This window comes from Ferrimonas balearica DSM 9799, from assembly GCF_000148645.1.
GTDB lineage: Bacteria > Pseudomonadota > Gammaproteobacteria > Enterobacterales > Shewanellaceae > Ferrimonas > Ferrimonas balearica.
Window position 1 is genome coordinate 1,729,489 of record NC_014541.1, and the last position, 22,005, is coordinate 1,751,493.

Below are 22,005 nucleotides of genomic sequence, written 5' to 3' on the forward strand. Positions count from 1 at the left end.
ATCAGGCCTCCATCATGGAACGGGCAGCGATGATGCCAAAGGCAAGGCATTCGGGAGTGGCACAGCCACCAAGGCGGCTGACGCCGTGGACACCACCGGTCACTTCACCGGCGGCATAGAGGCCGGCAATGGGCTGGCCGGTGGCCGCCGCAATCACCTCCGCCTTCGGATTGATCTGCACACCGCCCTGGCAGTAGTGCACCTTGGGCCACAGGCGCTGGACGATAAAGGGCGCCGTCAGCTTGATGCCGCGACCAGCGTCCATGCGTTTGCCGAACTGCGGGTCATGGCCTTCGTCGACGTAGCGGTTCCAGTCGGCAATCTGTTGTTTCAGCGGCTTCAGCGGCACATCAAAGTGCTTGGCCAGCGCTTCTACGGAATCGAACTCCCAGGCGACGTTGTACTTGAGCACCTTCTCCATGGAGGGGTCATTCTTCGCTTCCGCCTTGGGCACAATCAGCAGTGCCGGGTTGGGCTTGCCATCCTTGTCGCGGCGCTGCAGCTCCAGGTCTGCACGGGTTTTACGGTCGGCAATTTCGTCCATAAAGCGCTGGCCAGTGGTGCGGTCGACGGCGATGGAGTGGGGGAAGTTGTACAGCGCAAAGCCTGCGCCGTAACCAAAGCCCCCTTCATCCGGAGAGGCCCAGGGGCCGGACTGGATGTGGGACAGGTGCACCGGGGTGGCGCCGGCAGCCAGCATCTCGATCAGGCCATCACCGGTGGCGCCCTTGGCGTTGGTGCAGCCCACTTCGGAGGTCAGGGTCGGATCCTGAGCCTGGCGGAAGCTGATGTTGTAACCGAAGCCGCCGGTGGCCATCAGCACACCGCGGGTGGCGCGGACCTGGATCACGTCACCGCTTTCCTCTTTGCCGAAGTGGTAGCCCCGGCGGATCTCCACCCCGATAACCCGGCCTTTTTCATCGCGGATCAGGTGGTCGAACTTGTGGCGGTTGTAGGTTTCCACCCCCATTTCGCGGGCGGTTTTCAGCAGAGGCTGGATAAAGCCAGCACCGGAACGCTCAATCACCTGGTGGCTGCGGGTGGCGCTGGTGCCGCCGGTGGTGATGATGTGGTCACGGTATTTGGAGCCGCAATCCAAAGTCAGTTGGTACACGTAGGGGCCCAGTTCGGCGCTGGCGCGCAGCAATGCTTCGCTGGCCAGGCCACGACCGGCCTTTAGCTGGTCCAGCACCATCAGGTTGGCGTTGTCTTCGATGCCGAGCTTTTTCTGCAGGTCGGTGCCCGCGAAGCAGGCCTGGCCGGCATTCAGGGTGCTGTTGCCGCCGTACACGCCCATCTTTTCAAATACCACCACGCGCTTGGCGCCCAGCTTCTTCGCTTCCACCGCCGCGGCCAGTCCGGCAAAACCGGAACCGATGATCACCACATCGTACTCACTGTGCCAGTCCGGGGTCTGGCCACACTGTGCTGCGGCCAGGGGCAGGGTAGCGCCCATGGCGGCCACGCCTGCACCCAGCTTCAGAAACTCGCGTCTTCCTTTCATGATTCTCGCCTCAATGAATGAACTCGAGACGCACTGTAAAGGCGTTAAATATGGTGAAATTTGAATGTCGTCACAACAAGTTTTTCATCGAAAAGCTTTTCTTGATGGCGTAGGAAAACTTCATGCGAAATGGTTTTGTGAAGCGCCACGCAATAACTTTTCGGTGCTTATGGGAAAGTCGGGAAAAATGAAAATGGATGGATTGATATGCCCTGTCCCAAAAGCAATATGGACATTGTTCACTGCGACGAACTGCTCAACGTGGCGGAAGCCCTGGTGGAGGAGCATGGCGTGGTGTCGTTTCGGTTTGCCCAGATCGCCAAGGATGCACAGTGCTCCAATCACACCCTGTACAAGTACTTCCGTTCTCGCGAGGATGTGCTGGTTTGCCTGTTTTTGCGTAACTGCACCTCCAACTACCTGCCGCTGTTTTTGAAGCAGAACCCGGACCTGACCCCTTGGCAGCGTGCGGCGCTGGCGGCGGTGTTCTCCAATGTGGCGGTACAGCGCAATGCCACGTTCGATACCCTGCGGGTGGTTTCCATCAACAGTCTGTTCTGGCAACCGGCCAGTGATGAGAAGGGGCAGTTGTTGCGCCAGCGGGTCAATCTGTTCTGGGACCGGGTGCGCTTTCATGTTCAGCAGGCGGCGGATGAGGGGGCGCTGCTGGCGGACTCGGACCAGGTGCTGGAATTAACCCAGAGCCTCTACTTCTTTATGGCGGGTATCCTCTCCTCCTACGAAAGTCAATTAATGAGCGAACGTTATTTAACAGAGCGAGATCCCACTTTCTATCGTCATCTGGCGAAAGTTCTTGGTCAGCAGCAATGGAATATTCCGCTCGATGTTCAATCGTTGGAAGAATTGGGCGACAGAGTCAATCACTTCTTTGATGAGAATTATCTGGAAAATAAAAGCTGTCGCCACTGCCGGGAATTAAATGGGTTAAGTGATATTCCTGCACTGAACGCCGCATTAAACTGACCCCGCTCAATCCCGCTGTCAGGGCCCGTCATCGGGCCCTCATAGTTTGTTGCTATTTCGGCGTTTGGCACCGAATCGGGCAGCGAATAAGCGCCCGTTGCCACGCTGCCCGGTTTGCCGCACACGGTCATTGAATGTGTCGCCGATTGGGCCCAAAATGCGGGCCCTTGGGGTCGGATGGACCCCGCTGTACCCTGCTGCAGCATCAGTCAGACCGAGGAGAATGAAGTATGAAAGAAGCGGTCAAGCTGATTGCGTTTGACGCCGACGACACCCTCTGGGTGAACGAACCCTACTACCGCGGCGCCGAGCAAGCCTACGTTGAGATTCTGGGCCGTTATGTTGACCATGAAGACCTCGCCACCCGCCTGTACCAGACCGAGGTGAAAAACCTCAATCTGTTTGGCTACGGCGCCAAGGGGTACATGTTGTCGATGATTGAAACCGCCCTGGAGCTGACCCAGTACCAGATTGATGGCCGCGATATCGACCGCATTATCCAACTGGGCAAAGAGGTGCTGAGCTACCCCATCGAGATCCTGCCGCAGGTGCGGGAGACGCTGGAGACCCTGCAGGGGCGCTACCCGCTGATGGTGATCACCAAAGGTGACCTGTTGGATCAGGAGAGCAAGGTGGCGCGCAGCGGTCTGGCGGATTACTTCGGCCGCATCGATGTGGTGTCGGAGAAGGATCCGGCCACCTATGGCCGCCTGTTCAGTCAGTTGGGACGCCACCCCCAGGAGGTACTGATGGTGGGTAACTCGCTGAAGTCCGACATCCTGCCGGTGCTGGAGATCGGTGGCCATGCCTGCCACGTTGACCCGGGCTACGAAGGCTGGGTGCATGAGCAGGTCAGCGACCGGTGTCTGGCGGAGCATCGCTTCCACAGCTTTGACAACATCAGCAAGGTTCTGACCCTGCTGTAATCCCATACAAATTCCGTGGATCCAAACGGACCTGAATCACGTATCATCGGGTCCGTTGGTTTCCATTTTTTGCCGTAAAAGCATGACTTTCGACCTGCAAACCTGTGCCGAATTGCTGACCCATCCCCAGACCGAAGCCGTGCCCGGTGCCGAGCTGCGTCCGCGCATTGCCGTTATCGGCGGTGGCGTGGCGGGCAGCACCGTGGCGTTGCGACTGGCCCAACAGGGCGAGCTGGACGTGGTGCTGATGGAGCAGGGCCCGAGCTTGGTGAATGGTCCGCCGATGTGCCATTTGCACGCCGGTGGCAACCTGTACCGGGAGATCAGCGACGCGCAGTGCCTGAAGCTGCTGAAACAGTCCATTGACACCCTGAAACTCTATCCCCATGTGGCCAATGTCCGGCCCACGGTGATCGCCGTGCCGACCCGTGATGCCGGTGACCCGCTGGCGTTGCTGCCGCGGCTGGAGAAAGTCCGGGCGGCCTATCATGCGTTGGTGCAACAGGACCCGGACAACGCCCGACTTGGCGCACCGGAGGAGTACTTCCGGCTGTTTGAGCGAGCTGAGCTGGAAGCGTTGCGGGAAGCGCCGCTGCCGCAGCAGCCGGAGCGCCCTGAGCACTGGATGATTCCACTGGCCAAAACGCTGGATTTTGACACGGTGCAATGGCCCCTGGTGCTGGTGCAGGAGTACGGCCTCAGCCTGTTCCGGCTGGCGGCCAGTGCCGAGCTGAGTCTCGCCAGTTTCCCTCAGGTTGAGGTGATGTGTGGCACCCGCCTGCTGAACGTCGAAGCCAACGGCGCGGGTTGGGACCTGCACTACCAGCAGGGTGGGGTCAGCCGCACCATGACGGTGGATTATCTGGTTAATGCCTGCGGCTACCGTACCGGCACGTTGGACGATGTGCTGGGTGAGCCACGCCAGCGACTGGTGGAGTTTAAGGCCGCCTATCTGGCGCGCTGGCCCGAGGCTGCCGGCACCTGGCCGGAAGTGATTTTCCACGGCGAACGGGGCACTCCCGAAGGGATGGCGCAGCTGACCCCCTATGGTGATGGCCTGTTCCAGCTGCACGGCATGACGGAGTCGATCACGCTGTTTAAGTCGGGTCTGGTGGCCAGCGATGACCGCAGCGCCCAGCCTCGTCTGGCACCGGAACTGGAAGCCAAGATTGTCCGCGGTTGGCCAGAGTCGGTGGTGGTGCAGCGCAGTCGTGCGGCAATCGCCCACATGAGCCACTTTTTGCCGGGTTTTGCCAGCGCCGAGCCCGGTGGCAAGCCGCTGTTCGGGGCCCAGCAGATCCCGGGGACGGACCCCAGCCTGCGGGCAGCGGACGTCTCCTTCGGCCGTCATCGTTACGCCCGGACCGAAATTGTTAAAGCGTCCTCTGCCCTGAGTGCCGCCAATGCCATTATCGACTCTCTGGCGGAACAGGGCTGGCTGCAGGGCGATGAGCGCCCGGTGCCGATGCTGGAGCGCGATGCGGTGGTCAACCGCGCGGTGGAACTGGCCGAAGCCCGCCACTATCCCCCGCAGCTGGCCCGGCCCAGCGGCATGAAGTAGCAGCGATATGACACGAAAAAGGCAGCGTAGGCTGCCTTTTTTTGTTGTGCCCGCCTATTCACCGAGCCGGAATAAACTGTCCAAAGCCGTGCTGCTGGCCCAGCTCAGGCTGCACCTCGCCCTGGTCGACGGCGACCCTGCCATTGATCAGCACCGTCCCCACCAGACCGGGATTGCGGTTTACCAGGCGCTGCTGGCCAAAACCCTCCATCTCGGCCCAGTGCACGGTTTCCAGATTCTGGTCGAAACCCGCGGGGTCGAGGATGACCAGGTCGGCCCGGTCACCGGGGCGGATCTTGCCGGCGTCCACCCCCAACCAATCGGCTTGTTCTCCCGTCAGGCGCCATACCGCTTTGCCCAGGCTCATCATCGGCTGCCCCCGGTCCTGCTGGGTTTTAACCAGCTTTAGGAAGCGCAGCGGCAGGTTATAGAAGGCCATATTGCGGATGTGGGCGCCTGCGTCGGAGAAGGTCACCAGAATATTGTCGTCATTCAGGGTGCGGCACAGCCGCTGTTCATTGTGGTTGCCCACCGTGGTGTACCAGCGCAGTTGGTTGCCGTAGGCCACCACCAGATCGAGAAACAGGTCAACCACGTGGATATTGCGCTCCTTCGCCACACTGGCAAAGTCGCGGCCCACCAGATCCGGTTCCGGACAGTCGAGGATGATGGCGTCGCCAAAATCCCTTTGCCACACCCGCGGGCTCAGCTTTTCGCCGTAGAAGCGACGGAATTTGCGGCGGTAGGCTTCGTCTTTCAATAGCGCGTCCCGGGCCACCTTGTCTTTCAGGTCCAGTGCCATCTCTCCGGCCCCGAACTCCTCAAAGAACACCACGTCGATGCCATCGGCGTAAACGGTAAAGGGGGTAGGGAGGACCTGCCAGCGGAAGGACCCGCCAAGCAGGCTGACCACCTTGCTGGCCAGTCGCCCCAGTGGCAGTACCGTCTTATTGCCCTTGAGGTCGAGCAGGGAGATTAGGGTGGTTTTCAGGGGGCGGCGCAGGTGACGCAACGCTTCACCGATGTACTCGAATATCTTCAGGGGATTGGCCGCATTGGGGGCGCCTTGGTGCACCCGGCCCCAGTCGCGGACGATGCGGTTGAGGCGGCGGATCTCCGACATCGGCGCGTAGGTGCTGGGCAGCGAGCGTGACCAGGCCCGATCGCCGTCGATCTTGTCCCACTTCAGCCGCATGGTGGAGAGGCCCAGAAAGCCTTCATCCATTGCCTCGGTCACCACCCGCTCCATCTCCTTAAGCTGCGCTTCGCTGGGCGTCACGGTACGGTCGGTGGCGTCCATCAGCCCCATTACGCCCACCCGCAGGTCAGAGTGGCCGAGAAAGGAGATCAGGTTGGGCCCCAGCGGCTGCTGCTTCACCATATCCACCCACTCCCGCGGAGAGGACCAGCGCTTCTTTTGCTGCAGGATGGGCAGCACCTTCTCCCGGGGCATGGTTTCCACCCGGGTGAAGATGTCCGACGCGTCCTCGGCGTCCGCGCAGATCATGCTCAGAGAGCAGCTGCCCACCAGCGCGGTGGTGACGCCATGACGCACCGATTCCGACAGGCTGGGGGCCACCAGAAACTCCGCGTCGTAGTGAGTGTGGGTATCGAGAAAGCCGGGGGTCACCCACTTGCCGCTGGCGTCGATGACCCGGGGGCAATCCGCCTCATCCAATGGCGACTCAGACACCTCGGCGATGCGTCCGTCGCGAACGCCAATGTGGGCGATATGGGGGTCGCTGCCGGTGCCATCAAAATAGAGGCCGTTGTTGATGATGATGTCGAAGTGCATAGGGCCAATCCGTTGAACAATTTGTTAACAAGGTATCATTCTCAGTTGACCAGTCTTGATAATTCGCGCAAGTTCACTTGATAAAATACGCAACCATAAAGGCGGGGGAGCCGAGCATGCAGTACCAGGTACGCAGCAGTGCACTGGCGGGATTTGACCGCCTGGTTGTCGAACTGGGTGGCGACCCGCTGGCGCTGCTGGAAGCGGAACACCTGCACCCGAGCGCTCTGGCCAGTGCCGATATGATGCTCTCCTACCGGGCGGTGGCCCGGCTGCTGACCCGCTCGGCCTGGCAGCTTGAGTGCGCTGACTTTGGCTACCGGCTGGGACAGCGTCAGGGACTTGAGTTGCTTGGCGCACTGGGGGTGTATCTCTGTATTCAGGACAGCCTGTTTGACGCGTTCGAAGTGGGACTGAAAGCGCTGGATTACCACGTTCAGGGGATACAGATCGACGCGGTGGGGGAGCATGGCTGCACCGAGTTCCGGCTGGGATTTGCCTTTGAAGCGGAGCTGGATTGCCAGCAGTTGCGGCAACTGACCCTGAGTAACATCGCCAATATCGTTTCGGAGCTCAGCGGCGGCCAGTGTGTGCCTTGTCAGCCTTTGACCCATGGCGCCAGTACGTTGGTGTTTGCGAGCGCGGATCTGGCGCAGCCGGTCAACACCAGTGAGGTGATGCGTCAGCGCTTGTTTGCCCGCTGGCGTCGACAGGCCCCCAGCCGGCCCAGTCCTCAGCAGGTGCCCGTGGATGAAGCGGTAACCCGGGCCATTCTGGCGCTGTTGCCTACCGGTGACGTCAGCCTGGTTTCCATCGCCCGGGTGTTGGAGTTGCCAGCCCGAACCCTGCAATACCGGCTGCGTCAGTGCGGCAGCAGTTATGGTGCTCTGCTGCAGGGCTGCCGCCGTCAATTGGCCTGTCAGTGGCTGGAACAGAGCGAATTCACTGTCACCGATATCGCTCTGCGACTGGGCTATGCCGAACCCGCGGTATTTAACCGGGCTTTCAAAGGCTGGTACGGGGTGTCGCCCAGCCAGTGGCGGCTGGGCGAGCAGGCGCGTTAAGGGCGGGCCGCGGCCAGCTCGGCCACCAGTATCGCCATCAGCTCAGCAGCGGGCAGGGCGCGGGCCCGGGGCGCGCCGGTTCCGGCCCAGTGGGCGGCAAAATCGTGCACCTGCCGGGCCGCTGCCAGCTGGTGAAGCTGTTTGGCGGCGTCGTAGGCCACCGGATAATCGGGGATGGCCGGGGCCTCAGGCCGTTCCGCGTAGTCCATAAATCGATTGACCATGCCCCGCGCGGCGAGGCCTGACAGAGTGGCCGTCAGGCGGGTGTGGTGGGCGGACTCGCCCAGCAGCGCGGCACGGTAGGCGGGGCTGGCAGAGGATTCCGGGCAGGCCACAAACGCGGTGCCCAGTTGCACGGCGGTGGCGCCGAGCGCCAGCATCTTTGCTGCATCGGTGCCGTCCATAATGCCCCCGGCGGCGATAATGGGCTTATCCATCGCGCCGCTCAGCAAGGTCACTAATTCTGCTGTGGTGAGGCCGGGGTCCGGGGCGTCGGGGTCAAACTGACCTCTGTGTCCCCCCGCTTCAATACCCTGAGCCACCACCGCATCGACACCCGCATCCGCCACCCGTTGCGCCTCATCGGGCGTGGTGGCGCTGGCCAGAGTGACGATGCCCCGTTGATGCAGGGCGGACAGGGCCTCTGCGGAGGGCAGGCCAAAGTGAAAGCTCACCACCGCCGGGCGCAGCGCCAACAGCAACTCAAGTTGATGGTCGTTAAAGCTGGGGTAGATCTCCTGCAACCGGGCTGGGGGCTCGCTGCCCTGTTCGGCGAACAGCGGCGCCAGATAACTGAGCCAGTTTGCCTCCCGTTGCGGGTCGCGTCGGGCGCTGCGGTGACAAAACAGGTTGATGTTGAGGCTGGCGTCGGTCAGCGCCTGAGCGGCGCGGATGGTGCGCTCAGCCTGCTCTAGGGAGCTGGCCCCGATGGCCAGGGATCCCAGTCCCCCAGCGTTGCTGACCGCCGCCGCCAACTCCGCCGTGGCGACGCCCGCCATGGGCGCCTGAATGATTGGGTGGCGCAGTGCCAGCCGCTGCAGCAGCGTAGGGTGGGTGGTCATGATCAGTCCCTGTATCGTTATCCCATCCCGGCCATCATGACCTCAACACAAGCGTTCAGCAACGGTTGGCTCTTGTGGGAAGTGGAACGGTCCAATGACGCTGTCTGTCGCACAAGCTTGGCCCATTACATCCGGGCACGAACGTGAAGCGGCATATCGGACACGTTATGCGTGGCAAGCTTAGGGACTGGGGGATTGTTGCATGCTGCCCATGGCGGTATCTTCGTTTGTCTTACGTGTTGGTCGCAGGATGTGACCAACGGCCAAAGCGTCATGCAGTTAAGGGATGAACATTGAATCGGAAAAACCTTCTATTGGCCCTGGTCCTGTGGTGTTGCGTGGGCAACGCCGGAGCGGGCGAAATCCAATCTTTGCAGGAGAAACGCCAGGTCAAAACCCAGGTAATGGTGTTGGGCAGCGCGCACCTTAAAACTATCGACACGCCGATTGCGCCGAAGTCGCTGTCGCCAGTGTTGCAGGTTCTTGAGCGATATGGCCCTACGGCCATTGCCGTCGAGGCACTGCGACCGGTCGATATTCTGTTTATGATTCAGGCCGCCAGTGACTACCGGCCGGTACTGAAGCAGTTTGTCGGAAGCACTCTGATGACGCTGGCAGAGGCGGAACAAACGGCCTTGAAACTCAATCCGTATGAGGCGATTAGTCTGCTGCGCCCCTTGTTAAAGAACGACATTGCCACTGTCTCAGAACGGGTGACCGTCATCCGAATGGCCATTGCCGGCTATAACCTCCCCACCGCGTTACTGCACTGGCAATACCTGAACGACGCGCAGGCCACAGGGTTGTTGCCTGAGTCGCTCTCACAGTACCTGAGCGAGAAAGCGGGCCAGAATAACGAAACCATATTGGTTGCCGCAGAACTGGCCAGAACATTAGGTCTTAAACAGCTGTATCCGATTGATGACCACCGGGATAAAGACCTCTACCCCGAAGTGGTGAGCGAACTGATGGACTCCTATCAGAACTCGCAAGCGGCCCAAGGGTTCGCCAATAGCGAATACGTGAACAAACCGGAGCGACTCAAGGCGCAGGCGGTGGAGTCCGGAAACTGGCTGCCCCTGTTTCAGTGGATGAACAGTGACACCTACAATGAGCAGGTGCTCAGCCAGGAGTGGTCGCTGTTTGTAGACAAAGACCTGGCCCCGGCCGCAGCCATGGCCCGAATGACGCTGTGGGAGATCCGCAACCTCAATATGGCCTCCAACATCAATCGGGTGATTGCCGAGCATATTGGCGGCAAAGTGATGGTGGTGGTCGGCGGCAGCCATAAAGTGTTTCTCGAGCAATACCTCGCCAATATGATTGGCGTCGAGCTGGTGCAGTTTAACCAGCTGGTGGAAGACGCAAAAAGCAATTGAGCGAGGTGAAAAAGAGGCGCCTGTTTCGTATCTGAGCGTTGGCCGTGTGTGCTTCCAGAAAGGGCCGTTGGTTATTGCTGAGCCAACTTCACCGAATTGCTTTTCACTCTAAGAATACAGCAGCCTTAATCGACACCAAAGATATTGTTTTAGTCTGGTTCACTTGGTAGATTGGTCAAGTTTAAAACGGGTTCATTGCCATTGGTTAGTTATCTAAGTTGTAACAGATACACTGTTAGCTCTCAGTATGGAATTAGGATGAGTATTGCGATTATATTAAACATTGTTGTATTGATAGCTTCTCTCCTATGGCTTGGTTTCGATCCCGGATTTGAGCCATTCATTGTAGTTATCACAGCTGTTTTGACATTGATTGGCCTTTCGATTAATTCATCCAAGCATGGCGATACCGAGACTGTAGTAAAAAGTAAATCAGAATATGAATCAACAGTAGAGCCAGAAGTTAATAATATCACTGAGGTCGAGCTCATAGCTTCAAGATTTAGAGAGTCTCTTAAAATAATGAATGAGGGTAATCTATACTCTCCTTTCACGATATCTAAGCTTGCTCAACTGATGCGCTTACAAAAAACTGGAGATCTTGAGAAGGTGTTTAATGGGAAGGAGGAACCTTCTTTTGAGTTTATTGATCATTACTGCAATACTTTTGGAATAAACAAGGGTTGGATGATTCACGGGCAAGGAACAATATACGACAATCAAGAAAAAACAAACTTTGACCCTCTAGACTATTATTCGGATATAGAAAAGAGTAATCCAAATGAAATCTATTTCATCATGAATAGGTCCGAAGTTGGAGAAGTTTTTATTATTTTGGCCATGTCTGATTATAAGTATAAGATTTTGAAGCGAACGTGGCGTATTAGTAAGCATGTTGGTGGCGGTGGGCGCAGTCAGATTTTTGGGTTATACAAGTTAATTAAAGAGCTTAAAGAAAATGGGTATGGTTTAAAGTGTGGTGGTCGTATACTAGAACCAATAATATTTGAAAAGCTACTCTCTGGTAGCGTTTTTCCCGGCTCTATACTGTCCAAATATTCGGATGAAAATCCATGGTGGGATGACTTTACGGATGTTTATGGTAAGTACCCGATATCCTCTAATTACAAGGAGTGGTATGGAAAAGGTTTTTCATATGCTCAATCGGTTGTGAGAGAAAAACTCGAGGATGAGTGCGCTAACGAGTTTAAATAGGACCATTTCTAGCTAGAGATTAATTAATGAATTTTCATCTGGTTGAGTCTTCAGTTTTAGATATTTTATAGTGCTGCGATTACAGTGACTGAAACAGCCACTAATGAGCGACGAAATATTGTAAGGCTCATAGGTCATATTCCCTGTACGTTTCTAATTTATAGTTTCTCGCAGACCTACTTGCATAGTACCGGTGAGCGACACTGTATTAGCATCCCTTTATTTCTCAAAATAAAGCGACGTCAGTCCACACTATGCACTTATAACAGGGGGTGCAATTACGTTTGTGTTTCTCAATCGTATAGTTTCTTGCAGGGATAAAGATTCCCCCCCATTATTAACTTGCATTAATTCTTATAAATTTATCTGGGATGCATAACGATTCGCGTAGCGCTCGTTTTTTCACTCGACAATTAGATGGGAATAAATTTATTGGTTATTGATTCTGCCGATGAATCAAAGCCATTAGGGCTTTGGGCGTATAACAATCAGTTCGATGTTTTTCCCACATTCTGTTGATGGTGACGAAATGGAGGCATCGCACCATCTCGCGATTTTCTCGCCTACCACTTTAGATATATTTTTCTACCTAATTGGAGGTAGTTCGCTGCCGTTGGCGACATATTGTCGAAACTCTCTGCAATCGAAGTGTGATCAACGCCACGAGTCGCGGGGTTTGCCTTGGAGATTGTTCCTCCGAATTGACGACCGTTTTGCGTGTGCGCTCAAGGTTGCCGATGGGTTATAGATCCTGATCGTAAATTGTAAATGGAATGCTACTGACTGAGTTCGGTTCAGCGGCACACTGCAACCGTTGGCCCACATAGCCGTTATCGATGTGGCGGGAGGGCCGCCCCGGTCTGGCCGGATGCGCCGGGCGGGATAACGACAATAAACGGTTCAAAGGATGCAATGATGAAACGACTCAGCCTGATCAGCCTGGCTTTGCTGACCGCCATGCCCGCCATGGCCAACGACTCCCTTATCGAGGCGCTGCAGGACGGTAAGGTCAACCTGGATATGCGTCTGCGCTATGAGAACGTCAGCCAGGATAACGCTCTGAAAGACGCCGATGGCCTGACCCTGCGTACCCGCCTGACCTACGCCACTGGCGATCTCCATGGTTTTTCCGCCCTGGTGGAGTTTGAGGATTCCCGTGTGGTGGCAGGCATTGACGATTACAACAACGCCATCGGAAAGAATCCCGACTACTCCGTGATTGCCGATCCGGAAACCACGGAACTGGACCAGGCGTTTCTGCAGTACCGCAATGATGCGGTGAAAGCCCGTCTTGGCCGCCAGGTGCTGACCTTCGACAACCATCGTTTTGTTGGCCACGTGGGCTGGCGTCAGGACCGGCAGACCTTTGATGCCGCCAGTATCGTCTACACCCCGCTTGAAAACCTGGCCCTGAACTACGCCTACATCACCCAGCGCAACCGCATCTTCGCTGAGGCCAAGGATGTGGACGCCAAAGATCACCTGCTCAATGCCCGCTACCAGACCGGCATTGGCGCCCTGACCGGGTATGCCTACCTGCTGGAGGAAGACACCGACATCAGCAATGGCCTGGACACCTACGGCCTGCGGTTTGCCGGCAGCCATGTACTGGACAGCCTGAAGCTGATCTACGCGGCGGAGTACGCCACTCAGGAGTCGGACAAAGCCGGGGTGAGCTTCGATGCGGACTATACGCTGGTGGAAGGGGGGATCGGCTGGTCCGGGCTGACCGCCAAGCTGGGCTATGAGGTGCTGGGCTCGGACGATGGCCAATACGGCTTTGCCACGCCGCTGGCGACACTGCATAAGTTCAACGGTTGGGCGGACCAGTTCCTGACCACACCGAAGCAGGGTTTGGTCGACCTGTACGCCAGCATCGGTGGCCCGCTGCTGGGTGGCCAATGGGCGTTGGTGTACCACACCTACGAGGCGGATCAGGCCACAGCCGGTGTGGATGACCTCGGCGAGGAGTGGAACGTCAGCTACGGCCGTAAGTTTGCCAAGCACTATAATGCGGGCATCAAGTACGCGGGCTACAGCGCCGGTGATGTGGATGCGGGCAAAGTGGACACTGACAAAGTCTGGGTTTGGGCTGGCGTGGCGTTCTGATCCGGAGACATAAAAAAGGACGGCTCAGGCCGTCCTTTTTTGTGCGAGGCGAACTTACTTGCGGTAAGCGATCGCTTCCACTTCCACCAGCGCGTCCTTGGGCAGACGAGCGGCCTGTACGCAGGAGCGTGCCGGGGCAGCTTCGGTGCCGAACACTTCGGTGTACACCTCGTTGAAGGCAACGAAATCGTTCATGTCGGCCAGGAAGCAGGTGGTTTTCACCACGGTGTTGGTGCAGGCGCCCGCTTGCTCCAGAACCGCTTTCAGGTTGGCCAGGGATTGACGAGCCTGCTCCTTGATACCGCCTTCCACCATGACCATGGTTTCCGGAACCAGCGGCAGCTGGCCAGAAGTAAACACCAGACGGTCAAGGGCGATGCCCTGGGAGTAGGGGCCAATCGCTTCAGGAGCGTGAGTGGTGTGGATGACGTTTTTCATTCTCTACCTCGAGTTTGAAGGCGGTGACGGGGGATTCATCACCGCGTGACTGAATTCAAGCCTTGGCCTGGGCCAGGTATTTTGCCATTTCCGGCGCCGGAACCATACCGCCACCGGTCGCCCAGACCAGGTGAGTGGCCTGAGCCATCTGTTCTGCACCGATTTTAAGCCGGGCCAGGTAGTCGGCATTGGCGCACACCCGGGCGGGTCCCGGCATTCCGGCCAGTGCCGAAGGCTCCAGGGCCAACCCTTCATGATGGTGCAGCAGGCCGAGCAGGTCGAACATCTCCTGATCGCTCAGGGTCAGGTAGCCGTCGATCAGTCGGGCCATGGCCCGCCCGACAAAACCGGAGGGGCGGCCCACCGCTAAACCGTCGGCTGCGGTGAGATTATCGATACCCAAATCCTGAACTGCAATACCGTCGTGCAAACCCGTGTGGACACCCAGCACCATACAGGGGGAGTGGGTGGGTTCAGCAAACACACAGTGGACGTGGTCGCCAAAGGCCAGTTTCAGGCCGAAGGCCACACCACCGGGGCCACCACCGACGCCACAGGGCAGATAAACGAACAACGGGTGGTCGGCATCCACCCGGATCCCGGCCTGGTCAAACTGCGCTTTGAGGCGCTCACCGGCCACGGCATACCCCAGGAACAGGGTGCGGGAATTTTCATCGTCGATAAAACGGCACTGCGGGTCAGCGTCGGCGGCTTTGCGGCCCTGTTCCACGGCCACACCGTAATCCTGTTCATACTCCACCACGGTGACGCCGTGCTCCCGCAACTTGGCTTTCTTCCAAGCTCGGGCGTCGGCGGACATGTGCACGGTGACGTCAAACCCCAGTCGGGCACTCATGATGCCAATGGAGAGGCCGAGATTGCCGGTGGACCCGACAGCGATGCGGTGACGGCCGAACAGCGCCCGACAGGCGGGCTGCAACAGCTCGCGGTAGTCATCCTCCTTGCGCAGTAAGCCGGCTTCCAACGCGAGGGCTTCAGCGTAAGTGAGGACTTCATAGATGCCGCCACGGGCTTTGATGGAACCGGAGATGGGCAGGTGACTGTCAAGCTTTATCATCAGTTGGCCCGGCAGGGGCTGCCGGTATCGCTGGCTCAGTGCCGTTTGCATTGCCGGAATGGCGCGCAGAGGGGACTCAATGATGCCTCGCTGTTCGGCGGTTTCGGGAAACGCTTCGGCCAGGTAGGGGGCAAAACGGGCCAGTCTGGCGCTGGCCTCCGCCACATCCTCGGCGGTCAGGCCAACGTCGGGCAGGGCCTCGGAAAGGGTGGTGGCTTCGGGGTTAAACCAGGTAACGGGTTGCAGGGCCACCAATTGTTGCAGCAAGGGGTGACGTTCAATCAGATTTTGGATATTCATCGGATAAAGTGGGTCAGGGTGCCGCTTACAGCAGCGGCGCAAACATGTAGAAGAACTGCTCCGCCAGTTTGTGGCGAAGCGGGCGCTCACGCCACTCATCCAGTTGCAGGGCGTAGGACTGGTCAAGGTAATCCCGGTGCACCTCGGTCAGGTGGGCACAGAGCTCCTCATCGTCCACCGCCAGGGTGATCTCACCGTTCAGCTTCAGGCTGCGAATATCCATATTAACGGTGCCAATCAGGCAGTGATCGTCGTCAATCAGCAGTGACTTGGTATGAAGTAAGCCACCCTTGAAGCGGTAGATATTGACCCCGGAGCGAAGCAGTTCTGAGAAGAATGAGCGGCTGGCCCACTCGACCATCATCGAGTCGTTTTTGTCCGGCACAATCAGGTTGACGGTAACTCCCCGCTGCGCGGCGGTCTTGAGCGCGTCCATCAGGTGCTCGCTGGGCACAAAGTAGGGCGAACACAGGGTCAGACTGGTGCGGGCGTGGTAGATGGAGAGCAGCAGCACCTTCTGAATCACGTTGTCCGGCAGGCCGGGGCCGGAGGGGATAACCTGCAGCGCGTCCTCACCATGGGGCTCGTGGGCGAGGGTGTCGAATTTCGGCACCTCCGGCAGGTGGCGCTCACCGGTTTCCACCTCCCAGTCCCAGGATTGGATCGCACGCAGAACCGGCACCGCAGGCCCGGTAAAGCGCACCAGGACATCCACCCACTGGCCGACACCGGCGTCCTGCTTAAACATGCGGCTGTCCGCCAGGTTCATCGACCCGGTGTAGCCAATCTGGTTGTCGATCACCACAATCTTGCGGTGCTGGCGAAGGTCCAGCCGGCGGAAGAACATCCGCAGCGGGCTCACGGCGAGCGCCTCCACCACCTCAATGCCGGCCTCTGCCAGGGTGTCGGGCCAGCCGCTGTTGAAGAAGCTGCGGCTGCCGGCGGCATCCAGCAACACCTGGACCTTCACGCCACGGCCGGCGGCACGGATCAGCGCCTGCGCCACCTCATCGGCGCGCCCACCGGGACTCCATATGTAGAACTCCAGCGCCACGCTGTGTTGGGCAGCATCGATGTCGGCGACCAATCGGTCAAAGATGACGTCGCCCTGATGCAGCAACTCCATATGGTTACCCACCAGCGAGGGGATACCGGTGCGGTTCAGGCACAAACCGTGGATTGGGCGGGCGTGCTGGCCCATCTGAGGGACAGAACGACGGTGCTGGTCGGCCAGTTCCTGAAACCAGTCAGCGTAGGGCTCAAACATCGCTTCGGCTCGGCTGGTGCGCTTTTTGCCGATATTGAGTTCGCCAAACAGCAGGTAGCAGACGACGCCAAACAGAGGAATGATGTAGATCAGCAGCAGCCAGGCCAGCGAGACGCCGAAGGGACGACGCTTCAGGGCGATGCGCAGGGAAACGCCCGCCACCAATACCCAATAGCCGACCAACGACAACAGGGTGGCCGCCTGATAGAGGTTATCCATCTAAAGGACTGTCACTCAACGGTTTGTAATGGGATGGCGTCTAGCTTACTGCCTATTTCGGCGTCGGCAAAGCCCTGGGCCTGATAGCGGAAGCCGACCATCATGGGTTGATGGTCGGAACTGTCGGTGTCGTCAAACACCTTGGCGCTGCCGGGCACCACGGCCAGATCGGTGCTGTGGAAGATGTGGTCCAGGGGACTGCCAAAGAAGCGGGTGCGCTCGTCCTGGCTGAAACTGACCGGCTGTAGGCCAAGCCGGGACGTGGCTGCGGCCAGCAGCTTAAGCCGCGCCGGGCTCCAGGTATTGAAGTCGCCGGACAGAATCATCGGCCCCTGATGTTTGGCCAGACGCCGCTCCAGGGCGCTGACCTGGGTGGCAAAGTCCTGATTGCTGACGAAGTTGATGGCATGGATATTGGCCACCAGCAGGACCTGGCCGGACGGAGCGAGCTGATATTCGGTGATCAGGGCCACCTTCGGCGTGTTACTGATCGGCTCTTTGACGTCCGACAACAGCGAAAGCTGGTCACTTGGCGCAATGGTGGCGGCGGTCATCACCCCGGACAGGGTGCGTTTATTCAGCACCAGGTTGGGGGCGAATACGTAGCCGTGCTCAGAGGTCAGTGGCGGCAGCAGTACCGAGGGCAGGTTGGTTTCCTGCAGGGTAATCAGCTGCGGACGGTAGTCGTTGATCAGGCCACCGAATTCATGTTGCCACTGGGGGTTGTCCAACTGCTTGTAGATGTTCCAGTTGAGCAGCCGCAGGTCATCTTCCGGCAGGGCCAGACTGGCCGGTGCCGGATGGTCGAGGGTAACGGCGTGCTCCGGTGGCATGGGACAGCCCGACAGGCTGAACAGCAACAGCAGCGACACCAAAGTGGGGAACAAACGCATGGGGGGATTGTACGCCGCCAGCGTCGGGTTGCCCAGTTATTGTCCTATGGGGACGCCTCGGGCCAGGTATCCGGTATCGACACCAAACCAGAATGCGCCAGATTTGGCGTCAAACATCATATGGCGAACGGTGCCGCCACTGGGCACCTCTGACTGGCTGATGTAGCGCCTGGACTGGGTGTCAAAGCCGACAATCTGGTTGGGTTGCATCCCGGTTTGCGCGATCCAGAGAATGCCGTTGTCATCAAGGGCCGTGCCATAGGGCTGACTGCGGGGGCCACCGGGCAGGGGATGATCGGTAAATCGTTGCGCATCCCGGTTGTACTGACCCAGCACACCGCCCACATAGTCGACATACCAGATGTCCCCGTCGGCGCTGATCTCCAGCCGTCGTGGCCGCGCTTGCTCCGAGGGCAGGGTGATTTCGGTGAGTTCGAGGGTATCGGCGCTGACCAGCGCCAGTTTGTTGGTGCCCAGCAGCACCACAACCACGGTGCCATCCGGCGCCACCTTAATGCCGTAGGGGCGGGCATCGGTGCTGGGGATGCTGGCCAGTTGCACGGCACCGGTTTGGGGGTTGAGTCGCCCAATGGTGTTGCTCCACTGGGCGGTAAACCAGATATGCCCGTCGGGGTGCTGCACCAGAGTATGGGGGTCGGACACCCCCTCTGGCATGGCGTAACGGGTGATCTTGCCACTGTCCGGCGATATGGCTCCAATCATGGCGTTCTTATTGCCGGCGTACCAGACCGTGCCGTCGGCGCTGATGATGAGATTGTGGGGGTGGGTGCCCTCATCAATCTCCACCTTATGGAACTGGCCGGTGTCGGGGGTAAAGCGGGCCAGATAGTTACCGGACTGGCCACAGAACCAGACGTCGCCATCGGGTGCCACGTAGGGGTCCCGGGGGCGCCCCTGCCATTGCACCGGCCATTCGGTGATGGTCAGCAGGTTGGGCAGGGCAGAGGCCTGGCTGGCCGGGGCCAGCGTCAGCATCGCCGCAGCGCAAAGCCGAAGGAGTGTCCGGGCGTTCATGGGGCGTCCTGATTCGGATGAATGGCCATATCATTGAAGTTCAGGCCGTTGGCTTTGCCAAGTGGTGACCGGGCACAAAAAAGCCGGAGCGCGAGGCTCCGGCAATATGCAGTGGACGAGGGATTACAAATAACTCAGTCGGTCCAGATGATGTCAGTGGTGACCTGTGCTCCGGCGATGCTCAATGCGGCGCGGAAGTCTTCCACTTCGTTACGCCAGTCGAGACCGGTGGCCCGCAGCGTGTATTCGCCTGCGGCGGTTTCGGTCAGCACGGCGTCACAGTGACCACTGGGGTCGGTGCAGTCGAGCTGCGTGCTCTGGTGCCAGGTCAGGCCATATTTGACAGAAGTCGGCCCGGCGGCGGGGTACCCCATAAAGAGCGCCTGGAACGCATTGGCTCCGGTGACCGGGAGTTTGTCGTCCCCCGTCAGAGTAAAGCTGACGCTGCCGCCGGGACCGTCAAACTGGGTAATAGCCAGATCCAGAGTGGCGGTGTCGTTAATGCTGATGCTGTCCGGCTCCGGTTGTGGTGGCTCCGGGGTGACGGTGTTGTCGTCGCTGTCACTGCCGCAAGCAGCCAGGCCCAGCGCAGCCAGCAGCAGTAAAGCACTGCGTGTGGTATTGGTCCGTTTCATGGCTTGCTCCTTAGTGTCCGCCGTGGCAGGTGTCACACTCCATATTGGTCATCACGCTGGGGCCGAAGCTGTCCGCTTTGCTGTGACAGGCTTTGCAGCTGCCAACGCTCTCGGTCATCTCGCCGATGCTAGCCAGGTCTTCACCGTCCATCGCTTTGTTGAGGATGACAACGATCTGGTAGGCAATGGAGGCAGACAGCTCAGCACAGCGCTCGCCCTTCTCAGCCGCGTTCTTGTTGTTCTCACGCGCCCAGTTGGTGATGGAGGAGTGGCACAGCAGGCTGCCGGCAACCGTGGGCTGGCCCACTTTGGCTTTCAGCTCGTCGGTGTTGGCACCGATGGCGTTCAGGAATGCTTCGTCACGCAGCGGCAGGGACTCCTGCTCGTAGTAACGCAGTACTCGGGTCAGGTAAGCGTTGGCGGCTTCACCATTGATGGACAGCAGGTTAAACAGCATGCCGGAAGCGTTGACGTTACCGCATACGGAACCTTCGCCCAGAATGCCCGCGTAGCCATAGTGGGCCAGAGCGGTCGGTACTTGAGCAAACTTGGCAGCGTCCGGAGAATCGGATTGGGCCAGGCTGGAGATGATGCCGTGGAACACCTGGTACATGCAGCCGTTACCTGCTTTATAAGCGGCTTCAGCGACGGCATAGGGGTCCAGTTTGGCGTAGGCCAGGCGGTCGCCAACGGCGAGGGTCCAGCCTTCAGTGGTTTGAGTGGCGGCAAGAACCGGATTGGCCATCAGTACGGAACCGGCGGCGGCACCAGAGATGCCAATGATGTGGGTGAGTGCTTGTCTTCTGTCCATGGTCATGGTGGTCACCTTTTTGTTGTTTCGAAATAGCGCTGCTCGGCGCTTGAGGTCAGTGTTGACCAGTGCGAAACGGGGTGACATGAGCCGGGTCACAGTAATCCGGGGGCTGAAAATCGGGTTTAGGCTCCCCTATATAAGAAGGCTCTGATGTATCTTTTTTGGTCTATTTTCGAGTTATCGTCTGCCAATTTGTGAATATTCCTTTATTTGTGTCGAAATAATCGCGATTACCCGAAATTATTTGTGGCGATTACCCTTGGCGAGGTTTGATCTGGCGCAAAAAGTGAGTCGATAGGGGCTTTGGTAACGATATGGCGGCGAAGGGTTTGCCGGAATGTGACCGGCTCTGGGGAAATTTTCAGGGAGTTTTTTACACTGTACCCATCGTTCACAAACCTATGGAAATGCGATGCCAGGGATGCCACTGGGAAGCGTGACCTTCCACCGACAGCAAGGGGTGCTTGAGCGCACTGAAGACGGCGAGCGTTGGCAACTGCCCCGGGCCGAATTTCTGGTGTTGACCCAGCTGCTGGATCACCCCGGAATTCCGCTGAGTAAACAGCGTTTGCGCTGCGGCGGTGAGCCCGAGCCGGTGATGAGTGGCTCGGCGGTGGTCAAGGCGGTATTTACCCTGCGCCACTTTATCGGTGATGAAGCCACCACCCTGATCCAGACCGTGCCGGGTAAAGGTTATCGATTGGTGATGGAGTCGGGGCAACGGCCGGAGCAGACTCGCCAGACACTGGCGCTGGGCCGCACCAGTCAGCCGGTGGCGATGGTGGTGATTGGTCTGATGGCGCTGGTGGCCGCGTTACTGTGGTGGTGGCCGATGCCGCCGGCCATATCGCCTATTCCCCCGAAACAGAACCCCATGCCGATCATGACCGCCAGCAACCAGCCACTGGAGCTGGTGCGGGTCAGTGGTATGGAGCTGGACCAGGACCTGCTCAACAGCCTCAGAATCAAATTGGCCTCCACCCTGAAAACCTGCCGTGATACGCCCTGGAAGCGGGTTTATCTGGCTCGCTCAAACGACGGGCAGGTGCTCAACCTGACCTTTGAGGGTGAGGTGGATGGCCGACCGAGGCTACGAAACATCAAGATCAGCGATTTCCGCTCCGAACCCACTTTCCTGTCCAGCCATTGGCTGGAGGAGGCCAACCTCTGTGAATAAGCGATTGGCTTTGGCCTTGTTGGCCATGACGTTGTTGACCGGATGGCGCTGGCCCTTTGCATCGGAGCCCACCAATCTGGTGCTCTCCTGCCGCAATGAACTGGTGGAGAATCGGCTGGTGGGGGAGCAGCAGGACCGCTTCTACATGATTGCCGACTTCCTGCTGCAGGGGGATCGAGCCAGCATTAACTACCGCTATTTCCAGCAGGATGGCGTCCCGGTAGGCACCCTGAGCATGCGCGGAAAGGTGCTGGATGCCGACCTTGAGGAGGACGTTTACGCGTTGAGCCTGAACGAGAGCCATATCCTGATAGAGGATGAAGCGTTACCGCTGCCACAGCATATGGCCTATCTGAAGTCGTTCAGTCAGCGCAATATGGCGGAGCAGGGGGTACACAACCTGACGCTGCGGCTACTCCACCGCAATCGTGAATCGGACTATGCCATTGTGTTCTTCCTGCCCAGCACTGCGGTTTGCGGCTGCAGCGTACTGGACAGCGACGACGCGATGTAACGAGTCGGTCACTCTGACTGCCCGAGGTCTGTTGGCA

At 58.6% G+C, this 22,005-nt stretch carries 19 protein-coding genes; 9 read left to right on the forward strand and 10 right to left on the reverse strand.

Features of this window, described 5'->3' with window-relative positions; genetic code table 11:
* Position 1: 1 nt before the first annotated feature.
* The gene (locus FBAL_RS07875) at positions 2–1,504 is read right to left on the reverse strand and encodes a flavocytochrome c (RefSeq protein WP_013345060.1); all 1,503 of its coding nucleotides are present in this window, start codon (positions 1,502–1,504) and stop codon (positions 2–4) included.
* Between the two features lie 207 nt (positions 1,505–1,711).
* Here FBAL_RS07875 and FBAL_RS07880 point away from each other — a divergent pair, with 207 nt between their 5' ends.
* The 3 genes from FBAL_RS07880 (at position 1,712) to FBAL_RS07890 (ending at position 4,975) form a co-directional block, all read left to right on the forward strand.
* Positions 1,712–2,488 carry a TetR/AcrR family transcriptional regulator gene (locus tag FBAL_RS07880; RefSeq protein WP_013345061.1) on the forward strand — a complete coding sequence of 259 codons (777 nt, stop codon included), beginning with the start codon at positions 1,712–1,714 and terminating at the stop codon, positions 2,486–2,488.
* 230 nt (positions 2,489–2,718) lie between these two features.
* Positions 2,719–3,414 (forward strand): HAD family hydrolase, encoded by a 696-nt coding sequence (locus FBAL_RS07885; RefSeq protein WP_013345062.1) that lies wholly within the window; start codon positions 2,719–2,721, stop codon positions 3,412–3,414.
* A gap of 82 nt (positions 3,415–3,496) precedes the next feature.
* Positions 3,497–4,975 carry an FAD-dependent oxidoreductase gene (locus FBAL_RS07890; RefSeq protein WP_013345063.1) on the forward strand — a complete coding sequence of 493 codons (1,479 nt, stop codon included), beginning with the start codon at positions 3,497–3,499 and terminating at the stop codon, positions 4,973–4,975.
* 58 nt (positions 4,976–5,033) lie between these two features.
* On the opposite strand, the gene FBAL_RS07895 is transcribed toward FBAL_RS07890, so the two are convergent.
* A complete protein-coding gene (locus FBAL_RS07895; protein WP_013345064.1) occupies positions 5,034–6,770 on the reverse strand; it encodes an N-acyl-D-amino-acid deacylase family protein in 1,737 nt (578 codons plus the stop codon).
* A 116-nt stretch (positions 6,771–6,886) separates the two neighbouring features.
* Here FBAL_RS07895 and FBAL_RS07900 point away from each other — a divergent pair, with 116 nt between their 5' ends.
* Entirely contained in the window at positions 6,887–7,834 is a 948-nt protein-coding gene (locus FBAL_RS07900) for an AraC family transcriptional regulator (RefSeq protein WP_013345065.1), read from the forward strand.
* Here the strand turns inward: FBAL_RS07900 and FBAL_RS07905 are convergent.
* On the reverse strand, positions 7,831–8,895 hold the full coding sequence (locus tag FBAL_RS07905) for an NAD(P)H-dependent flavin oxidoreductase (protein WP_013345066.1): 1,065 nt from the start codon (positions 8,893–8,895) through the stop codon (positions 7,831–7,833). The two genes, FBAL_RS07900 and FBAL_RS07905, sit on opposite strands and share 4 nt — an antisense overlap.
* Positions 8,896–9,188: 293 nt before the next feature.
* On the opposite strand from FBAL_RS07905, the gene FBAL_RS07910 reads away from it, so the two are divergent.
* The 3 genes from FBAL_RS07910 (at position 9,189) to FBAL_RS07920 (ending at position 13,598) form a co-directional block, all read left to right on the forward strand.
* On the forward strand, positions 9,189–10,274 hold the full coding sequence (locus FBAL_RS07910; protein WP_013345067.1) for a DUF5694 domain-containing protein: 1,086 nt from the start codon (positions 9,189–9,191) through the stop codon (positions 10,272–10,274).
* 258 nt (positions 10,275–10,532) lie between these two features.
* On the forward strand, positions 10,533–11,489 hold the full coding sequence (locus FBAL_RS07915) for a hypothetical protein (RefSeq protein ID WP_013345068.1): 957 nt from the start codon (positions 10,533–10,535) through the stop codon (positions 11,487–11,489).
* A gap of 915 nt (positions 11,490–12,404) precedes the next feature.
* Positions 12,405–13,598, forward strand: coding sequence for an alginate export family protein (locus FBAL_RS07920; protein ID WP_013345069.1), 1,194 nt, complete (start codon positions 12,405–12,407; stop codon positions 13,596–13,598).
* Positions 13,599–13,652: 54 nt separating this feature from the next.
* On the opposite strand, the gene FBAL_RS07925 is transcribed toward FBAL_RS07920, so the two are convergent.
* The 7 genes from FBAL_RS07925 to FBAL_RS07955 form a co-directional block, all read right to left on the reverse strand.
* Positions 13,653–14,036 (reverse strand): RidA family protein, encoded by a 384-nt coding sequence (locus FBAL_RS07925; RefSeq protein ID WP_013345070.1) that lies wholly within the window; start codon positions 14,034–14,036, stop codon positions 13,653–13,655.
* A gap of 55 nt (positions 14,037–14,091) precedes the next feature.
* Positions 14,092–15,414, reverse strand: coding sequence for a D-serine ammonia-lyase (locus FBAL_RS07930; protein ID WP_013345071.1), 1,323 nt, complete (start codon positions 15,412–15,414; stop codon positions 14,092–14,094).
* Between the two features lie 25 nt (positions 15,415–15,439).
* Positions 15,440–16,900, reverse strand: a complete 1,461-nt coding sequence (cls, locus tag FBAL_RS07935; RefSeq protein WP_013345072.1) for a cardiolipin synthase — start codon at positions 16,898–16,900, stop codon at positions 15,440–15,442.
* An 11-nt stretch (positions 16,901–16,911) separates the two neighbouring features.
* Complete coding sequence (locus tag FBAL_RS07940; RefSeq protein WP_013345073.1) at positions 16,912–17,793, reverse strand: endonuclease/exonuclease/phosphatase family protein; 882 nt, start codon at positions 17,791–17,793, stop codon at positions 16,912–16,914.
* 36 nt (positions 17,794–17,829) lie between these two features.
* Positions 17,830–18,828 (reverse strand): Vgb family protein, encoded by a 999-nt coding sequence (locus FBAL_RS07945; protein WP_013345074.1) that lies wholly within the window; start codon positions 18,826–18,828, stop codon positions 17,830–17,832.
* Between the two features lie 134 nt (positions 18,829–18,962).
* Entirely contained in the window at positions 18,963–19,463 is a 501-nt protein-coding gene (locus tag FBAL_RS07950) for a hypothetical protein (protein ID WP_013345075.1), read from the reverse strand.
* 10 nt (positions 19,464–19,473) lie between these two features.
* Positions 19,474–20,280, reverse strand: coding sequence for a cytochrome c (locus tag FBAL_RS07955; RefSeq protein ID WP_013345076.1), 807 nt, complete (start codon positions 20,278–20,280; stop codon positions 19,474–19,476).
* A 418-nt stretch (positions 20,281–20,698) separates the two neighbouring features.
* Between FBAL_RS07955 and FBAL_RS07960 the strand changes: the two genes are divergently transcribed.
* On the forward strand, positions 20,699–21,454 hold the full coding sequence (locus FBAL_RS07960; protein ID WP_041251226.1) for a winged helix-turn-helix domain-containing protein: 756 nt from the start codon (positions 20,699–20,701) through the stop codon (positions 21,452–21,454).
* A complete protein-coding gene (locus FBAL_RS07965) occupies positions 21,447–21,968 on the forward strand; it encodes a hypothetical protein (protein WP_013345078.1) in 522 nt (173 codons plus the stop codon). Before FBAL_RS07960 ends, FBAL_RS07965 begins: the two co-directional genes overlap by 8 nt.
* Positions 21,969–22,005: the final 37 nt, after the last annotated feature.

Coding starts and splice junctions, on each gene's coding strand:
- FBAL_RS07875 (WP_013345060.1), bottom strand. CDS start 1,504: ATGAAAGGAAGACGCGAGTTTCTGAAGCTGGGTGCAGGCGTGGCCGCC.
- FBAL_RS07880 (WP_013345061.1), top strand. CDS start 1,712: ATGCCCTGTCCCAAAAGCAATATGGACATTGTTCACTGCGACGAACTG.
- FBAL_RS07885 (WP_013345062.1), top strand. CDS start 2,719: ATGAAAGAAGCGGTCAAGCTGATTGCGTTTGACGCCGACGACACCCTC.
- FBAL_RS07890 (WP_013345063.1), top strand. CDS start 3,497: ATGACTTTCGACCTGCAAACCTGTGCCGAATTGCTGACCCATCCCCAG.
- FBAL_RS07895 (WP_013345064.1), bottom strand. CDS start 6,770: ATGCACTTCGACATCATCATCAACAACGGCCTCTATTTTGATGGCACC.
- FBAL_RS07900 (WP_013345065.1), top strand. CDS start 6,887: ATGCAGTACCAGGTACGCAGCAGTGCACTGGCGGGATTTGACCGCCTG.
- FBAL_RS07905 (WP_013345066.1), bottom strand. CDS start 8,895: ATGACCACCCACCCTACGCTGCTGCAGCGGCTGGCACTGCGCCACCCA.
- FBAL_RS07915 (WP_013345068.1), top strand. CDS start 10,533: ATGAGTATTGCGATTATATTAAACATTGTTGTATTGATAGCTTCTCTC.
- FBAL_RS07920 (WP_013345069.1), top strand. CDS start 12,405: ATGAAACGACTCAGCCTGATCAGCCTGGCTTTGCTGACCGCCATGCCC.
- FBAL_RS07925 (WP_013345070.1), bottom strand. CDS start 14,036: ATGAAAAACGTCATCCACACCACTCACGCTCCTGAAGCGATTGGCCCC.
- FBAL_RS07930 (WP_013345071.1), bottom strand. CDS start 15,414: ATGAATATCCAAAATCTGATTGAACGTCACCCCTTGCTGCAACAATTG.
- cls (WP_013345072.1), bottom strand. CDS start 16,900: ATGGATAACCTCTATCAGGCGGCCACCCTGTTGTCGTTGGTCGGCTAT.
- FBAL_RS07940 (WP_013345073.1), bottom strand. CDS start 17,793: ATGCGTTTGTTCCCCACTTTGGTGTCGCTGCTGTTGCTGTTCAGCCTG.
- FBAL_RS07945 (WP_013345074.1), bottom strand. CDS start 18,828: ATGAACGCCCGGACACTCCTTCGGCTTTGCGCTGCGGCGATGCTGACG.
- FBAL_RS07950 (WP_013345075.1), bottom strand. CDS start 19,463: ATGAAACGGACCAATACCACACGCAGTGCTTTACTGCTGCTGGCTGCG.
- FBAL_RS07955 (WP_013345076.1), bottom strand. CDS start 20,280: ATGACCATGGACAGAAGACAAGCACTCACCCACATCATTGGCATCTCT.
- FBAL_RS07960 (WP_041251226.1), top strand. CDS start 20,699: ATGCCACTGGGAAGCGTGACCTTCCACCGACAGCAAGGGGTGCTTGAG.